The sequence below is a fragment of the Paenibacillus durus genome, assembly GCF_000756615.1.
GTDB lineage: Bacteria > Bacillota > Bacilli > Paenibacillales > Paenibacillaceae > Paenibacillus_AQ > Paenibacillus_AQ durus.
This window is the reverse complement of the sequence record NZ_CP009288.1, coordinates 630,494-645,154: the sequence shown is the minus strand read 5'-3', so window position 1 is coordinate 645,154 and position 14,661 is coordinate 630,494. Positions and strand designations below refer to the sequence as shown.

Genomic DNA, 14,661 nt, shown 5'->3' with positions numbered 1-14,661 from the left:
GTTAAAACCGTTTTACATTTTGCTGCTCTTGGCAATGACGAACGGCCGCTTGCTGTCGCCGACGAGAATCCGCTCCCGGCTGAGCTGTACGTCCTTATCCAATATAACATTCTCAATAACAGCATCTTCTTCAATGACGCACTTCTGCATGACGACGGAGTTCACAACCCTTGCTCCCTTACGGATCTGGACACCGCGGAATATGACGCTGTTCTCCACCGTGCCGGCGATGATGCAGCCGTTCGCCACCAGCGAATTGCTGACATTGGCGCTTTCCAGATAGCGGGTCGGGGCTTCGTACTTAATTTTGGTCTGAACCTGGTTGTCGTGGAACAGGTCGGTATACTCATCATGATTCAGAAGCTTCATGCTGCTCTTGTAATAGCTGGCCACAGAGTTAATGACGGCATGATAGCCCGTGTATTCAAAAGCGGCAATTTTGAGCTTGTCGCGTCTTTTTTGAATAGCGTCCCGGAAAAAGAAGCTCTCCCCATGGGCAATGCAGTATTCCACCTGTTCCAGAAACAGCTCTTTTTCCATAATAAACATTTCCATATAGATATTCGGATGGTTCTTCTCATGATGAATATTCAGCACATGGCCATCCTCATCCACTTCAAGGCGCAGGCAGGGATCATGCTCCGGCTCGAGATGGTCGATTTTTTTGTATACAAGGGTGACATCGGCCCCCTTTTCCAAGTGATAGCTGTACAGCTCTTGAAAATCGATCGTGTTGATATGCTGGCTTCCGGAATGGACGATGTATTTGGCGGATGACCGTTTGAAGAAATCCAGGTTATTGTGAAAATGCTGCAAATCCCCAAGAGACGTATCTGTCGGATCATTCCAATCGGGAGGCAGGATAAACAGTCCGCCATGCTTGCGGTTCATATCCCATGATTTCCCATCTCCAAGATGGTCCATCAGAGAACGGTATTTGCGGCGGACGAACAGACCCACGCTTTCAAGCTCCGCGCGCATCATATTGGACAGGACAAAATCGATCAGACGGTAGCGGCTGGCAAAAGGCACGGCCGCACCGCAGCGGAAATACGTTAGTTCATTTAAATGGTCCAATTCATGATCAAGATTGATTACTCCCATGAGCTGTTTCATCGAGTTACACCGTCCTCTTTAAGATTATATGGTTTTCGCCGGGACCGATTTCCGTTTTTTGCTGCGATTATCGATTAACAATATTTCGTCCTCGTTTTCCCGGTCCGTACCGATTTCCATATAATCCTCGATTACCGTATTCTCACTGATGATGGCTTTGTGGATACGGACATTTTTGCCGATTTTTACCTTGGGCATGATGACGGAATCCGTGATTACGCTGCCCTCGCCAATTTCGACTCCATAGAAGAGTACGGAATGCTTCACTTCCCCGCGAACGATGCAGCCCTCATTGATAAGGGAGCCCGATACTTTCGCACCCGGAGCCACATACTGTGCCGGCTGGTTCGGGTTGCGGGTAAAGATTCTCCACGAAGGATCATTAAGGTTAAGCGGCGGATTGTCGCTGAGAAGGTCCATATTGGCTTCCCACAAACTGGTCACCGTGCCGACGTCTCTCCAGTAGCCCTCGAACGGATAAGCATACAAGGATTTGCCCTTCGACAGCAGCGTCGGAATGATGTCTTTGCCGAAGTCATGGGAAGAATCCGATTCCTCTCCATCATCCAAAAGCGCACGACGAAGAACATCCCATTTGAAAATATAAACCCCCATGGAAGCTAAAGTGCTCTTAGGCTTTGCGGGTTTCTCCTCGAATTCATAAATTCTGAGATTTTCTTCCGTATTCAGTATGCCGAAACGGCTTGCTTCCTCAAGCGGAACGTCTATGACCGAAATGGTGCAGTCGGCCTTTCTTTCCAAATGATATTGAAGCATGGCGTTATAGTTCATTTTGTAAATATGATCGCCGGAAAGAATGAGCACATGCTCAGGATCGAATTGATCGACAAATTTAAGATTCCGGTAGATCGCATCAGCCGTTCCCCGGTACCAGTTGCTGCCGTCTTCGCGTTCATGAGGAGGGAGTACGAATACGCCCCCATTCTTGCGGTTGAGGTCCCAGTCGCTGCCAATGCCGATATAAGAACTCAGCACAAGTGGTTCGTATTGAGTTAACACACCAACAGTGTCTATTCCGGAGTTCGTGCAGTTGCTGAGCGGAAAATCAATGATCCGGTAGGTGCCCCCGAAATAGACAGCGGGCTTGGCAATCGATTTGGTCAGGCCCTTCAATCTTTTTCCTTGACCACCAGCCAAAAGCATGGCTACCATTTCTTTTTTCTTCATTGGAAAAGCCTCCTTGACATAGGGTAGTAAAGCTTCTTCCATAAATAAGATAAAATGATTGGTGCGTAGCAAAGACAGCGTGTAAAAACGCTCTAATGAATAATACGGGATGACAGGGCATTTTAAACCGGGTGTTACTGAACTTTTTGAATAGAGTTGGAAGCTTGAAAAAGTCTTGAAAACGGGGGAAGTCTTGAATGGATCTATGCAGCCGGAGCTAAACGGGGAACACTTCGGTTCCGGCTTTATATCCTTATTGTAAGTGTTCGGATACCCTTCGTCAAAACCCTTTCCTAAATAAAAAAACAGTTGGAACACCGCAGCTTTCCGCCATCCCTTCTCGTCGCCACCCCTTTTTTTGTAATCGTTTCCTTATCACCGTTCTGTCGGCATAAGGGATGGAAAACGAAAATGTCCTCCATACTTTAGATTAACCATTTTGAGGGCCTGTGAAAGATTTTTTCGGATTAAATATGTAAGGTAATTTTCAGCAAACGTTCAAGTTCCTATGGCATAATATAACGAGCCCCACAAAGTGAAGCCTTGCCTTCGCAGCTTATTCCAATTACTGTGCGGGGACCCCGAAATTCATAAAAAAAGCATGTTAAATATATGGCATGGAGGGATATCCATGAAAGCTCACCAAGGCGTCCGTCTGCTGCTGGTAGACGATGAGCCACACATCCTCCAGTTTCTTGAGCTTGGCCTCATTAACGAAGGATTTGACGTAAGAACGGCGCCGGACGGATTATCCGCTCTGGCGGTTGCCGACGAATTTAAACCTCATGTAGCCATCCTCGATATTATGATGCCCGGCATGAATGGCTTTGAAGTGTGCAGGCATTTCAGGAATGAGGAGGCGGAAGTCGCCGTGATTATGCTGACGGCCAAGGATGAAATCAACGACCGCGTCAAGGGCCTGTCTATCGGGGCCGACGATTATATGGTTAAGCCCTTCAGCTTCGACGAGCTGCTGGCGCGGATTCAGGCGCGTCTGCGCAACCAGTTCCCGGGGCTGCTCGGCGAGGTGCGCTGCGGTCCCTTCGTCATCGACAGCCGGCGCAAGGAAATCCGCTTCAAGGAAACGGTCCTTGAGCTGTCTCCAACCGAATACGAGCTGTTGCAGCACATGGTCATCAATCACGGGCTTGTGCTGAGCAAGCCCATGATCCTTGATAAAGTCTGGGGATACGACTTCGGGGGAGAAGAGAATATCGTGGAAGTATACATCCGTTCTCTGCGGGAGAAGCTGGGCGATAAAGAGCACCGCATCATACGCACGCTGCGCGGCGCGGGCTACCGGTTGGACCTGATATGACTCCCGGCTTGCCCTTCTTCCGGCGGCGGCTGCATCCTCCGCGCTCGCTCCGGGGGCGGCTGCTCGCCGTCTCGCTGCTGATTTTGTCAGGGCTGCTTCTGCTCATTGGCGTACTTCAATATGTGTTAATGCGGAACTTCCTCTATGCCAGCAGAGCGGAAGCCATGCATGCACAGATCATGTCGGTGCCGCGCGAGTTCTATTCCGAGCTTGCGGAAGACCGCGAAGGCAGCATTGCCCCTCCATTCCCGGGAGCCGCTGCGGAAGGCCCGCAGGACGGTAGCGGTCCGGGTGTGAGCGGCGCAGATCCCGAAGGCGGAAGTCTAGTGTCCCCTGGCGCCATTTCCGACAACGGCAGCGCTGCATCGGGCCAAGCCAGCGGCGGAGGCGGTCCGGGTGTCATACGGGGTGAAGGACGGCGCCCCCTGCTGCTGGATGCCCATACGATGATCGCCCTTTATAGGTCCGACGGTACCTTCACCGATCTGCAGGCGGAAACGGCGGACGAAGCATCTGCTCCCCGTATGACCGATGAAGAATACAATCAGCTGCTTGCGCATCCCGTGTATAGAGTGACTCGCGATTACAAGCTCCTGACCGCAGAGGACGGAACCGAGCATCTGGCCGTGTTCATGATTCTCGGCCGTCCTTTTCATCCGACAGGCGTCCTGCAAATGACGACGGATACGGCTTCGCTGCGCGACGTTATTATGCGTCAGCTGTTGATTTATGCCGCTCTGTCCGCGGCAGCTCTGCTGGGCGGCTCTCTCTTGTATCTGCCCGCGCTCCGCAAGACACTTGGGCCGCTGTCCAATATGGGCAGGACCGCCCAGGTGATCGACGCCGGAAATCTCGATGTCCGGTTCCTGGCCTCGCAGGGCCAGACCGAAATCGACCAGTTGTCCCATTCCTTCAATGCCATGCTGGAGCGGCTTGAGACATCGTTTAAGAACGAGCGGGAAGCCAAGGAGCAGATGCGCAGATTTGCGGCTGACGCCTCTCATGAGCTTCGGACGCCGCTGACCTCCATTCACGGTTTTCTGGAGGTGCTGCTGCGGGGAGCCGCGGAGAACAAGGAGCAGCTGTATCACGCGCTGCGCAGCATGCACGGCGAATCGAAGCGAATCAACAAGCTCGTGGAGGATCTGCTGCTGCTCGCCCGAATGGACGGCGCCCCGCAGCTTCAAGCCAAAGAGCTTCGATTGGACGAAGTGATTGGCGAGATGCATCCACAGCTAGAGATGCTTGCCGGAGACCGCGAGCTTGTCTTCGATATCTCCTGCGGCATAATCGGTATTTACGATCCTGACAAGATCAAGCAGGTGGTTCTTAATCTGTTCCAGAATGCGGTACAGTATACCGACCCCAAGACAGGCAGAGTGACTGTCTCCTTGCAGCCTATCGGCTCCCGCGCGGAGCTGACCGTGCGGGATAACGGAATCGGCATCCCTGCGGAGCATATCCCCCATGTGTTCGACCGATTTTACCGCAGCGACCCTTCCCGCGCCCGCAGGTACGGCGGTTCAGGGCTCGGACTGTCCATATCGAAATCGATAGCTGAGGCGCATGGCGGAGAAATCGGCGTTACTAGCACGCCGGGCATAGGCACGGCCTTCCGGGTGTTCCTGCCCTGCTTGCAGGCATTGGCAAAGGACCAGTAACTAACGATATAATAGATAGCAGCAATAGAATACAAATCAGCTTATGCTGCGCCGACATTTCAAGGAGCCTATGCTCCGCAAAACTTAGCCCACGCTTTCGATGCGAGTTTTGCTGCGTTGCCATTCAAGGAGCTTATGCTCCGCAAAACTTTTAGGAGGTAAATCATATGTACGATGTCGCTGTAATCGGAGCCGGCCCTGCCGGTGCAAGCGCTGCGCTGTTCACTGCCAAGGCGGGTAAGAAAACGCTGCTTATCGACAATGACAAAGGGATGACCCGCAGAGGCTGGTATGAGAATTATTACGGCATTTCCGAGATTGGCGGACCCGACCTCGTGGAGACCGGGCACAAGCAGGCGGTGAAGTTCGGAGCGGAGCTGATCGCGGGACAGGCCGTTTCCATCGCTAAAAGCGGCGAAGGCTTTACCATTGAAACCGAAAGCGGCGCGGCCTATGAAGCGAAGCATGTGATTCTGGCTACCGGTGTGCTGACGGATCTTGCCGCCAAAGCAGGCGTTGAAACGAAGGACGGCACGGAGCCGAGAATCAAGACCGTTGTCGCCGTGGACGCTTCCGGCAAGACCAACGTTGAAGGCATCTGGGCCGCAGGCACCGTTGCCGGAGTCAGCGTGCATGCCGTCATTACGGCAGGCGACGGCGCGAAGGTGGCGATTAACGTCATCAGCGAGCTGAACGGCGCGAGATATGTGGACCATGATGTACTGAAGGCCTGAGTGAAAAGCTCTCGGGACCAAGAGCCCCGCAGAATCAATAGATACATTAGGTTGACAAAAAGAACGTCCTCGGGCCTTTTTGCCATAGCGACGTTCTTTTGCGCTTTAATGGATTTCCCAGCGGTCCAAGTCTGCAAAATGAGTTCATTAGTCGTTTATTCCCATATTGCTCTCTTCTTTTAATTCTCGCTGCGTGTAAACGGAGAAGGCAAATCAAAATGCCCCATCAGTGATTCGACTTGATTTCCATCCACCAGCACTTCAAAGGTTTCGACCTCTTTAAATTGGAACAATGTATTACGTAAAGCTTCCAGCAACAATTCTTCTCCGGAAGCCCCCAGCCGATCCTCGTCCGGTAAATGCAAATCAACAGTCAAATTGCCGGAGTTCAGTCCGGCAGACAGGAAGGTAGTATTGGGGCATAACGAAACAATATTATCCTCCGGGCTTGTTTTAAGAGCATTCAAAGCAGCCAAATATTTATCCGTTTCCCTGGAATAACGAATAACCGACTCCTTTGGGACGAGACCAGTCGCATCGGCGTTCCCGTAATACGTTGCAATCGTTTCTTCCTTCTCAGCAGCTTCAGTAGGTGAAGCTGAAGGAGCCGCCGTAGCGGAAGAAGAAGCTGCCGGATCGTGAGAACCGCCGGTACCTGTTTTTCTATCCCCACAACCCGTTACGCTTAAGGTCAAACCAACGGCGAAGCACAGCAAAATGATTTTAATCATACGCATTGTGGACCCCTCCTCATGGAACCTGCAGATATTCTTTAATCCCGGCTGCTATAGCCTCAGCCACCCGCAATTGGAATTGTTCATCCCACATCGTCCGTTCTTCCTGCGGGTTGGACATAAATCCAATTTCACACAGCACCGCGGGCATAACTGTCTCCCTGGTCACCTGAAAGTTCGACTTGCGTACTTTTCGGTCAATGAAACCGGTAGCCGGTACAATATGCCGATGGAGCACATCAGCCAGTTCCTTGCTGTCGTCTCGCGTATAGTGAGTTTCCGTTCCGGAAGCAGACTGCTTCCTATAACTGTTACCGTGAATAGAGATGAATATATCCGCTTTAAGATTATTGGCAAAAGTTGCACGATCTGCCCGTTTCACAGCAGTGTCGTCTTGTCTGGTCAAAAAGACGGAAATGTTGGGGTCTTCCTCCAGAACCTTGGCCAGCTTCAAAACTATGGCGAGATTAAATTCCTTCTCGTAGCGTCCTCCCACCGACGTATTTCCTGGATCTGTTCCCCCGTGACCAGCATCAAGAACAACCTGATATTGCTTCGTATCTGTATACATTGGACCTAATTGTAATGTCCATTCTCCCGATTCTTGGCTTTCCAGCAAATTGTACTGTATCTTTTGCTTCAGGTCGACTATGATCCTGACGCCGGAAGAATTGCCCTGGAAGAGAGTGTACCGGATTTGGTTTATGTACGAATCGTTGACAGGAATTTCTCCGTTCTGTACCATGTTCTCTCCATTCATCATTAGACCCAGGGTTGCTCCGGGAACATCAATTACAAGCCGCTCAGGATCGGACAAGCCGCTAACCTCAGGTTTGATGCTGCCTCCCTCTGCCGCAATCTTCAGCCCGTCTTCGCTCCGTTCAATCCGGTTGACCACCGGAAGATTCCCGTTAGTGCCGTCATCTGCTGGCGATGCAGAAGGGCTTGAGGAAATTCCCGGCTTTGTTGTCTCCGAAGGCTGAGAGGAGAACATTCCAGCGCTTGGGCTTGGAGTCGGCTTGGGGGAACTGGGACTAGTGGAAGCTGCCGCAGAGCTTGACAGGCCGGGCGCCTGGGCTGCTCCGGCAGGAACCGGCGAAGACGTTTTATCAGGAAGGTTCCCCGAAACGGCGACTTCCCCTGTATTGATGAGACTGACAGAGCGAGTTGATTTATCCCAGATAACCTTCAGCCCCAGATTTTCAGTGACAAAACGAACCGGAATCAACGTACTTCCCTTTACCAGCAACGGAGCTGTCTCCAATAGATAAGAATCTCCGTTCACAAAGGCTTTGGTTTTATCAATGTAAAGCCGAAGCACCCGTTCATCCTTTTTCACGGTTATCCGCTTGTCAGCCTGATTCCAAGACACCTTTGCGCCAAGCTCTTCCGATACGATCCGCAATGGAACCATTGTAGTGTTCCCCACCAACCGGGGTGGAACTTCCGGCTGAAGTAATTTGTTGTCCAAGTAAAGGCGAATGGCAGTATCTGCATTGGCCTGTCCAACGCTCACACTTGCGAACAAAAACAAAAACGTTATACAGGCAAGAGCCATAACGAGCTTTTTCATAATTCACCTCTCAATGATTTGTGCGACAAATGTCGTTTGGGGTCCCCCTTTTATACTATTTATAGACGCAGATATTCGCTGTTTGTTATGGAATTTTCTAAATATTCACAAATATTTACATAGTATTCTTTAGTTTTATTCACAGTTGGGAAGTAAAGGACCTGTTACCAAACCTCGCAGATTTAGAGTAAAACCCTATTTTCCAATATATTTTTCATGCTGATATGCGACTTGGAAGGTCCGAGTTTAATAAGAGAGTCTTGGAATTCGGCAAGCTCTTCGATCGATGCAGTTTGCACTTTAAGCAGATAATTATATTCCCCGCTGATTCGATATAAATCGGTTACTTCCCTAGCCTTGCTGCAAAAATCAACGAGTTCCTGGCAATGTTCAGTTTTTAGCAGGATAAAAGTCGTCGTTCCCCGATTCAGATTGCTTAAATTAAGTTCTGTGGAATACCCGGTAATAATCTTTTTGTCTTCCAGCTTCAAAATCCTTTCTTTAACAGACGGCTGGGACATGCTGATTTCTTTACTGATTTGCGAAATGGTCATTCGCGCATTGTGCTGAAGCAGCTGCAAAATCTTCCTGTCAATATCATCGATCGGATGATCCATATCCGTAAGCCCCCTTGATTCAATTATGTAAATAAATTAAGCCATATCTATCGAATTAACTTATATTTCATAACTATTTTATCAATATACTCTTATTTATCATATGTATTTAACACATTTAAATTTCTATACTATATAAGATGAACTTGAAAAATGTAATCAGTGTAAGGAGTAACGAAGGGGAAGTTTGGAACTGTAGGAGCGATAGCGATCGCCTTTGTCTCCGGATTTCAACCGCGAAGAGTGGAATAAATCAAGAAATCTGGAGACAACAGCGGCCGGAAGTCCAAACGTTCCTCGTAGTTGCGACTGGTATCTGATGGGAAAATCTTTAGTTCAGCTTATATATGAACAACTTACAGATAAGGAGCGATATTGAATGAGCGTAAAAGGTCTTTCCCATGTGGCGATCCAGGCCAAAGATTATGAAGGGACTATTGCCTTTTATACTGAGGTTTTAGGATTTAAGGTAGGGCACTCTTGGAGTCTGCCTTCCTTTCATATCAAAGAAGCTTCCATGCTCGTTTCGCCCGATCGAAGAACCTGCATCGAAGTTTTTGATAATGAAGCCGTCATTCCAGCCCAAGGCAAAAAAGCCTCGTCTGAGGAGGATGTAGCTTACGGAGCGCTGCTGCATTTTGCTTTCTATGTGAGTGATGTAGACGATACATATCAAAAAGCCATTGCTCATGGAGCAAAGGCCTGTGTAGAACCGAGTCAGATGTCTCTTGGCGAACCGCCGCTTGTGGTGAAAAATGCCTTGGTTTACAGTCCCAACGGTGAAGTGATCGAGTTTATTGAGGATATTGATTTCGACAGGTCTTCCGTCTGAATACTCACTTATCTTCCTCTTGCCCTGCTCTAATATCGTTAAGCCTGATTTTGTAGGACTCCCCCCATGCTTTCATAGATACGATAATCGGCTCAAGCGTCCTGCCAAAATCGGTCAGAGAGTATTCCACTTTTGGCGGAACCTCTTTATACACTTCTCTGTGAACGATGCCGTCCCGCTCAAGCTCCCGGAGCTGCAAGGTAAGCATAAACTGCGTAATCCCCGGATTGAGACGCCGGAATTCATTAAATCTTCTTGTTCTGCCAATGAGCTGGTAGAGAATAATCCCTTTCCATTTGCCGCCGATGACATCGAGAGTGGTTTCCACAGGACAGCATTCCATGTTTGGCTTAGCCCCGTACTTGTTTCTCCGGTCTCCCATTAAGCATCTCCTCCAATGGTATGATTTTTAATACTATATAATAAAAATATGCGTACTTATTTAATGTAAGTATACAATATATAATTCGGATGTACGATAAACCATTTTGAAAGGAGAAAGAAATGAGCAATCTCCAAAAAATGAAAGCAGTCGGCTCTTACCGATATCTCCCTTTGACCGATCCGGAAAGCCTTGTTGATCTGTATATAGAAAAGCCGGTGCCTACAGGCCGCGATCTGCTTGTCAAAGTCAAAGCCATCTCTGTTAACCCTGCCGACCTGGATATTCGTGAGAAAAATAACTATGAGGCAGAATCACCCAAAATTTTGGGTTGGGATGTATCCGGGATCGTGGAGCAGGTTGGACCTGAGTGCCAATTGTTCAAGCCAGGAGACGAGGTGTTTTATGCGGGCAGTGTCACTCGTTCAGGTGGCAACAGTGAATTTCACCTGGTTGATGAACGAATTGCGGGATACAAGCCGAAGAGTTTGGATTTCGCCCAAGCCGCCGCCCTGCCGCTAACCTCGCTTACTGCTTGGGAGGGCTTATTTGATCGTTTGGGAATCAGTCATAGCTCAGAGGAAAACGAAAGCATACTCATTATCGGGGCCGCAGGAGGAGTAGGATCAATAGCTGTGCAGCTTGCCAAATTAGCAGGACTAACTGTAATTGGTACCGCTTCGCGTCCGGAATCCGTACAGTGGGCCAAAGATCACGGTGCGGATTTTACAATCAACCACAACAGCCCTTTTGCACCGCAGCTCAAGGAAATTGGGTTTGAGACCGTAGATTATATATTTTGCCTGAATGATACGGTACAGCATTTTGCGAATATGACGGAAGTTATCGCCCCCCAGGGCAAAATTTGCTCAATCGTTCCTGTAGCGAAGGCTTCCCAGGCGGGAAGTTTGGATATGGACCTGCTTTTTTATAAAAGTGTCACGTTTGTATGGGAGCTCATGTTCACCCGAGCCATGTTCCAAACCAAAGATATGAGCAAGCAGCACGATATCCTGAAACAACTCGCTGAACTAATCGATAATGGCAAGCTGAAGACGACTCTGGCCGAACGCTTGGAACCAATCAATGCGGTAAACCTGCGTCTAGCCCATGAAAAAATGGAGACCGGAAGATCGATAGGAAAGATTGTTCTGGAGAATTTCTAAGCTAATCCATCCACACATAAAAATGACCGAGCAAGTAGAAGCTTGTTCGGTCATTGTGTTGATTGCTCGCCTGCTAAGTATAGACATGACTTATACATTCAACTGAGGCGCCATACTCTTTTCGGGAGAAACTTGTTTCCGTTTTAATGAAGTTAATATCATACCGGCAATCGTAAGGAGTCCCCCGACAATTTGTGAAATCACCAGACCCTGACCCAAGATAACGGCAATTATAGCTGTAAAGACAGGCAGCAAATTCATGGTTATGCCAGCTTTACCCGCTCCCAGCATCTTAATGCCTTGATTCCAAAAGATAAACGAGCCGACTGCCGGGAACACACCCAAATAAACAATTCCTATAATACCGAAAGAAGTTACTTCCTTATACTGAAGAGGTTGCATGAATAAAAAAGGAATCAACAGAATAGTGCCAACAATCGCTATCATCGCTACCAATGTAATGGGTGGGATACCCTTTGCTTTTTTTACAACCAATGAATAGGCAGTCCAGCATAACACGGCCAAAAACATGAGTGCATCGCCCTTGTTATAATGGGTCAAAAACAATTGAAGCAGGTTTCCTTTAGTCAAAACAATCAGGACACCAATAAATGAAGTGATTAATCCCAAGAACTGAAAGGTACTTACTTTTTCTCTAAGGAATATCAACGAAAAGAGCATAATCAAGGCTGGGGTGAGCGTGTTAATTAGTGCACCGTTCGCTGCAGATGTGAACTGTAGTGAAGCATACATGAGATAGCTATAGACGACAATGGCTAAAACAGCTAACGAAATGATAATCCCCCGGTTTTTTTCCATATTTGTAACCACGAAGGTTTCTCCACAATTTGGGCAATGGGAATAAGGAGAATCAATGCAACAACCCATCTTAGAAAAGCTGTCCATACAGCAGGAAATTCAAGTTTAATTGGCTTTGCTTGATTGATCCGTTGCTTGCCATAATCAGATGATACAACAGGGTTTAACATAAGTAAAATGAATATATATAATGGTTGTCATAACAAAATTGTTATGTATAAAACATATACTCGCCAGCAGTAAGCCGTGCCGTCCGCGCTTGAGTCCGAGCCTGGGGTAACTCTTTTAACCCGCAATCGTCGTCAAGGAGTCATGCTTACGGATGATTTTAAGCCAATCAAAATAAAAATGACCGAACAAGTTGATACTTGTCCGGTCATTTTGTTAATTGCTGTCTGTATAGGCAACGTTCATATTCTCAGTATTTGCAAGCATCTCACGAGCAAGAGTCAAGAACGCTTCAAGAGATGGAGACAACCATTTATCTTTGTGCCAGACCAGATGCGTCTTAACCGTAAGATCAGGACCTCTCCAGGGCAGCTTTACGAGTTGTCCACGAGAGATTTCTGCGGAGACGGAAACAGCCGTCAGCAGTGTTACCCCTAATCCATTTATGACGCATTGCTTGACAGCCTCGATACTATTAAACTCGAGCACCGTCCTCGGGTAAACACCCTTCCGGTTTAATATCCGCTCAAAATGGCTGCGGTAGCAGCAGCCAGCCTCCGTTAAGAGCAGATCCATCTTCGAAATATCCGCCGGAACAACCGTCTGATTATTTGCCAGAAGATGATCAGGAGCAGCCACTACCCAAACGGGCTCATGTGCAAGCAGTTCATCCCCCGGCCCCCCACTATGATCTGCCTCATCGAATACAAAGGCCACATCAAGCTCACCTGAATGAACGAGACGCCGAAGTTCCGTTACGGGACTGGGACGAAAAACAACCTGAACCCCAGGATACATAGTCCGAAATCTACGTAATAGAGAAGGGAGACGATAAATGCAGAGCGTTTCCGTTGCTCCAATCCTCAGCGTTCCCTGCGGCTCTCCCTTCACTGAGACCGTTGCCTGTGCCTCTTCCGCAAGTAATAGCAATTGCTCTGCATATTGCAAAAGCCTGCATCCCGCGTCGGTCAAGACTACCTGTTTGCCCCCCAGACGGTCGAATAAGGGCACGCCCAGTTCCTTCTCCAGAGCATGAATCTGTGTTGTGACATTGGATTGGACATAGTTTAAGCTGGAGGCCGCCTTGGTAAAACTCAGATTTGCAGCTACCGCTCGAAATATAGTCAATTGTCGTAAATCCATTCGCAGCACCATCTCTATTAGTGATTATAATAATCAATTATATTCATTATTATTAATAATATCAGAACTATATAATTAATACAGCACATCATCATCGATTCAAAATACACTTTCATTGCAGGGAGGCATAATCATGGCGCTGACAAGAGTTTCTTTACTGAAAGGAAAATCCGCTGAGTACAAGCAAGCGATACTTAAAAATCTGTACACTGCCATGCGTGAGGTTTTTGACGTACCGGATGGCAACGACTTTATGGTCATTCACGAACATGAACCCGATGGATTTGTCTACGGAAAAAATTACTGGAACATTGAACGTACCGACGATTTGGTTATCATTCAAATTACAGCAAACGATACGCGTACAATGGAGCAAAAACGAACGCTTTATTCCCGGATTACCAAACTCCTGCAGTTGGAACCGGGAATTCGGCCAGAAGACGTCTTCATAAGTCTCATTGAGATCAAAAAAGAGAATTGGTCGCTTGGTTGCGGTCTGGCACAATATGTTGAATAAAATGGACAGGTGCCCCAGCCCCTTCCTTTTACTTTGAGGAGGGGGTTTAATTTGAAAGATTGAGCTAGCTTTTCCCGTTTGTCAATAATCGCATTAAGAAGTCCACATCCGGTAACCCGTACTCTTCCATCTCAACTTCCTCCAAAATAAGACAATTGATGATGTAAAAGTACCAGGCCAACAGCTTCCGTGGATCTCCCGAGGAGAATTCTCCAGCTTGCTGCCCTTGAACAAAGATTGGAATCAGCCTGTCGAGTACAACATCCACTGAATGTTGTTCCAGAATCCGTGCTGCAGCCTCTGGAATTTCACCCGTCTTACGTGCCCTTAGAATGAACATAAATGCATATTTACTGCTCTCGTCCAGCATGCCTTGGGTTAAAGTCTTGATTTGTTCATAGGGAGAGCCGGACAAATATTGAAGGTTCTCGGTTTCCTTCTCCGCTTCTTCCATTAACTCTTGAACGAGCGTAGTGAACAGCTCTTCTTTGGATTTGAAATACCGGAAAATAAGGCCTTCGCTGATACCAGCTTCCGCAGCGATCATACTCGTCTTCGTTCCCGGGTATCCGCGCCGGGCAAATAGTTTAAGCGCCGCTTGCTTAATCTGTTCTCTGCGCTCGTCGCGGATCAGATTCAGCTGGTGTTTATTTAATGGGGACAATGAGCCTCAATCTCCAATCTTATTAAGAA

Annotated in this window: 15 protein-coding genes; 6 read left to right on the top strand and 9 right to left on the bottom strand. The window is 48.1% G+C overall.

The annotated features are described in order from the left end of the window. Window positions 1-12: 12 nt before the first annotated feature. Window positions 13-1,116: a glucose-1-phosphate adenylyltransferase subunit GlgD gene (gene glgD / locus PDUR_RS03005; protein ID WP_042205038.1), complete on the bottom strand. Its 1,104-nt coding sequence runs from the start codon at window positions 1,114-1,116 to the stop codon at window positions 13-15. 24 nt (window positions 1,117-1,140) lie between these two features. Next, complete coding sequence (locus tag PDUR_RS03000; RefSeq protein ID WP_042205036.1) at window positions 1,141-2,304, bottom strand: glucose-1-phosphate adenylyltransferase; 1,164 nt, start codon at window positions 2,302-2,304, stop codon at window positions 1,141-1,143. A 631-nt stretch (window positions 2,305-2,935) separates the two neighbouring features. Here PDUR_RS03000 and PDUR_RS02995 point away from each other — a divergent pair. From PDUR_RS02995 to PDUR_RS02985, 3 genes are all read left to right on the top strand, one after another. Continuing rightward, window positions 2,936-3,622: a response regulator transcription factor gene (locus tag PDUR_RS02995; protein ID WP_042205035.1), complete on the top strand. Its 687-nt coding sequence runs from the start codon at window positions 2,936-2,938 to the stop codon at window positions 3,620-3,622. Continuing rightward, a complete protein-coding gene (locus PDUR_RS02990; RefSeq protein WP_042205034.1) occupies window positions 3,619-5,283 on the top strand; it encodes a sensor histidine kinase in 1,665 nt (554 codons plus the stop codon). Before PDUR_RS02995 ends, PDUR_RS02990 begins: the two co-directional genes overlap by 4 nt. Before the next feature lie 167 nt (window positions 5,284-5,450). Beyond that, entirely contained in the window at window positions 5,451-6,017 is a 567-nt protein-coding gene (locus tag PDUR_RS02985) for an FAD-dependent oxidoreductase (RefSeq protein WP_042205033.1), read from the top strand. 179 nt (window positions 6,018-6,196) lie between these two features. Here PDUR_RS02985 and PDUR_RS02980 read toward each other — a convergent pair whose 3' ends face one another. The 3 genes from PDUR_RS02980 to PDUR_RS02970 form a co-directional block, all read right to left on the bottom strand. Next, window positions 6,197-6,754: a GerMN domain-containing protein gene (locus PDUR_RS02980; RefSeq protein WP_052409969.1), complete on the bottom strand. Its 558-nt coding sequence runs from the start codon at window positions 6,752-6,754 to the stop codon at window positions 6,197-6,199. A 13-nt stretch (window positions 6,755-6,767) separates the two neighbouring features. Further along, a complete protein-coding gene (locus PDUR_RS02975; RefSeq protein WP_407944308.1) occupies window positions 6,768-8,309 on the bottom strand; it encodes an N-acetylmuramoyl-L-alanine amidase family protein in 1,542 nt (513 codons plus the stop codon). A gap of 197 nt (window positions 8,310-8,506) precedes the next feature. Beyond that, complete coding sequence (locus PDUR_RS02970; RefSeq protein WP_042205031.1) at window positions 8,507-8,941, bottom strand: Lrp/AsnC family transcriptional regulator; 435 nt, start codon at window positions 8,939-8,941, stop codon at window positions 8,507-8,509. Between the two features lie 379 nt (window positions 8,942-9,320). Here PDUR_RS02970 and PDUR_RS02965 point away from each other — a divergent pair, with 379 nt between their 5' ends. Further along, window positions 9,321-9,773 (top strand): VOC family protein, encoded by a 453-nt coding sequence (locus PDUR_RS02965; protein ID WP_042205030.1) that lies wholly within the window; start codon window positions 9,321-9,323, stop codon window positions 9,771-9,773. A gap of 4 nt (window positions 9,774-9,777) precedes the next feature. Here the strand turns inward: PDUR_RS02965 and PDUR_RS02960 are convergent, their stop codons facing one another. After that, window positions 9,778-10,155: a winged helix-turn-helix transcriptional regulator gene (locus PDUR_RS02960; RefSeq protein WP_042205029.1), complete on the bottom strand. Its 378-nt coding sequence runs from the start codon at window positions 10,153-10,155 to the stop codon at window positions 9,778-9,780. A 122-nt stretch (window positions 10,156-10,277) separates the two neighbouring features. On the opposite strand from PDUR_RS02960, the gene PDUR_RS02955 reads away from it, so the two are divergent. After that, complete coding sequence (locus PDUR_RS02955) at window positions 10,278-11,321, top strand: zinc-binding alcohol dehydrogenase family protein (RefSeq protein ID WP_042205028.1); 1,044 nt, start codon at window positions 10,278-10,280, stop codon at window positions 11,319-11,321. 90 nt (window positions 11,322-11,411) lie between these two features. On the opposite strand, the gene PDUR_RS02950 is transcribed toward PDUR_RS02955, so the two are convergent. Both PDUR_RS02950 and PDUR_RS02945 read right to left on the bottom strand, forming a co-directional pair. Then, window positions 11,412-12,152, bottom strand: a complete 741-nt coding sequence (locus PDUR_RS02950; RefSeq protein WP_052409967.1) for a DMT family transporter — start codon at window positions 12,150-12,152, stop codon at window positions 11,412-11,414. A gap of 372 nt (window positions 12,153-12,524) precedes the next feature. Further along, complete coding sequence (locus PDUR_RS02945) at window positions 12,525-13,451, bottom strand: LysR family transcriptional regulator (RefSeq protein ID WP_042205027.1); 927 nt, start codon at window positions 13,449-13,451, stop codon at window positions 12,525-12,527. A 133-nt stretch (window positions 13,452-13,584) separates the two neighbouring features. Here PDUR_RS02945 and PDUR_RS02940 point away from each other — a divergent pair, with 133 nt between their 5' ends. Next, window positions 13,585-13,968 carry a tautomerase family protein gene (locus tag PDUR_RS02940; RefSeq protein WP_042205026.1) on the top strand — a complete coding sequence of 128 codons (384 nt, stop codon included), beginning with the start codon at window positions 13,585-13,587 and terminating at the stop codon, window positions 13,966-13,968. A gap of 64 nt (window positions 13,969-14,032) precedes the next feature. On the opposite strand, the gene PDUR_RS02935 is transcribed toward PDUR_RS02940, so the two are convergent. Next, window positions 14,033-14,632 (bottom strand): TetR/AcrR family transcriptional regulator, encoded by a 600-nt coding sequence (locus tag PDUR_RS02935; protein ID WP_042205024.1) that lies wholly within the window; start codon window positions 14,630-14,632, stop codon window positions 14,033-14,035. Between the last annotated feature and the right edge of the window lie 29 nt (window positions 14,633-14,661).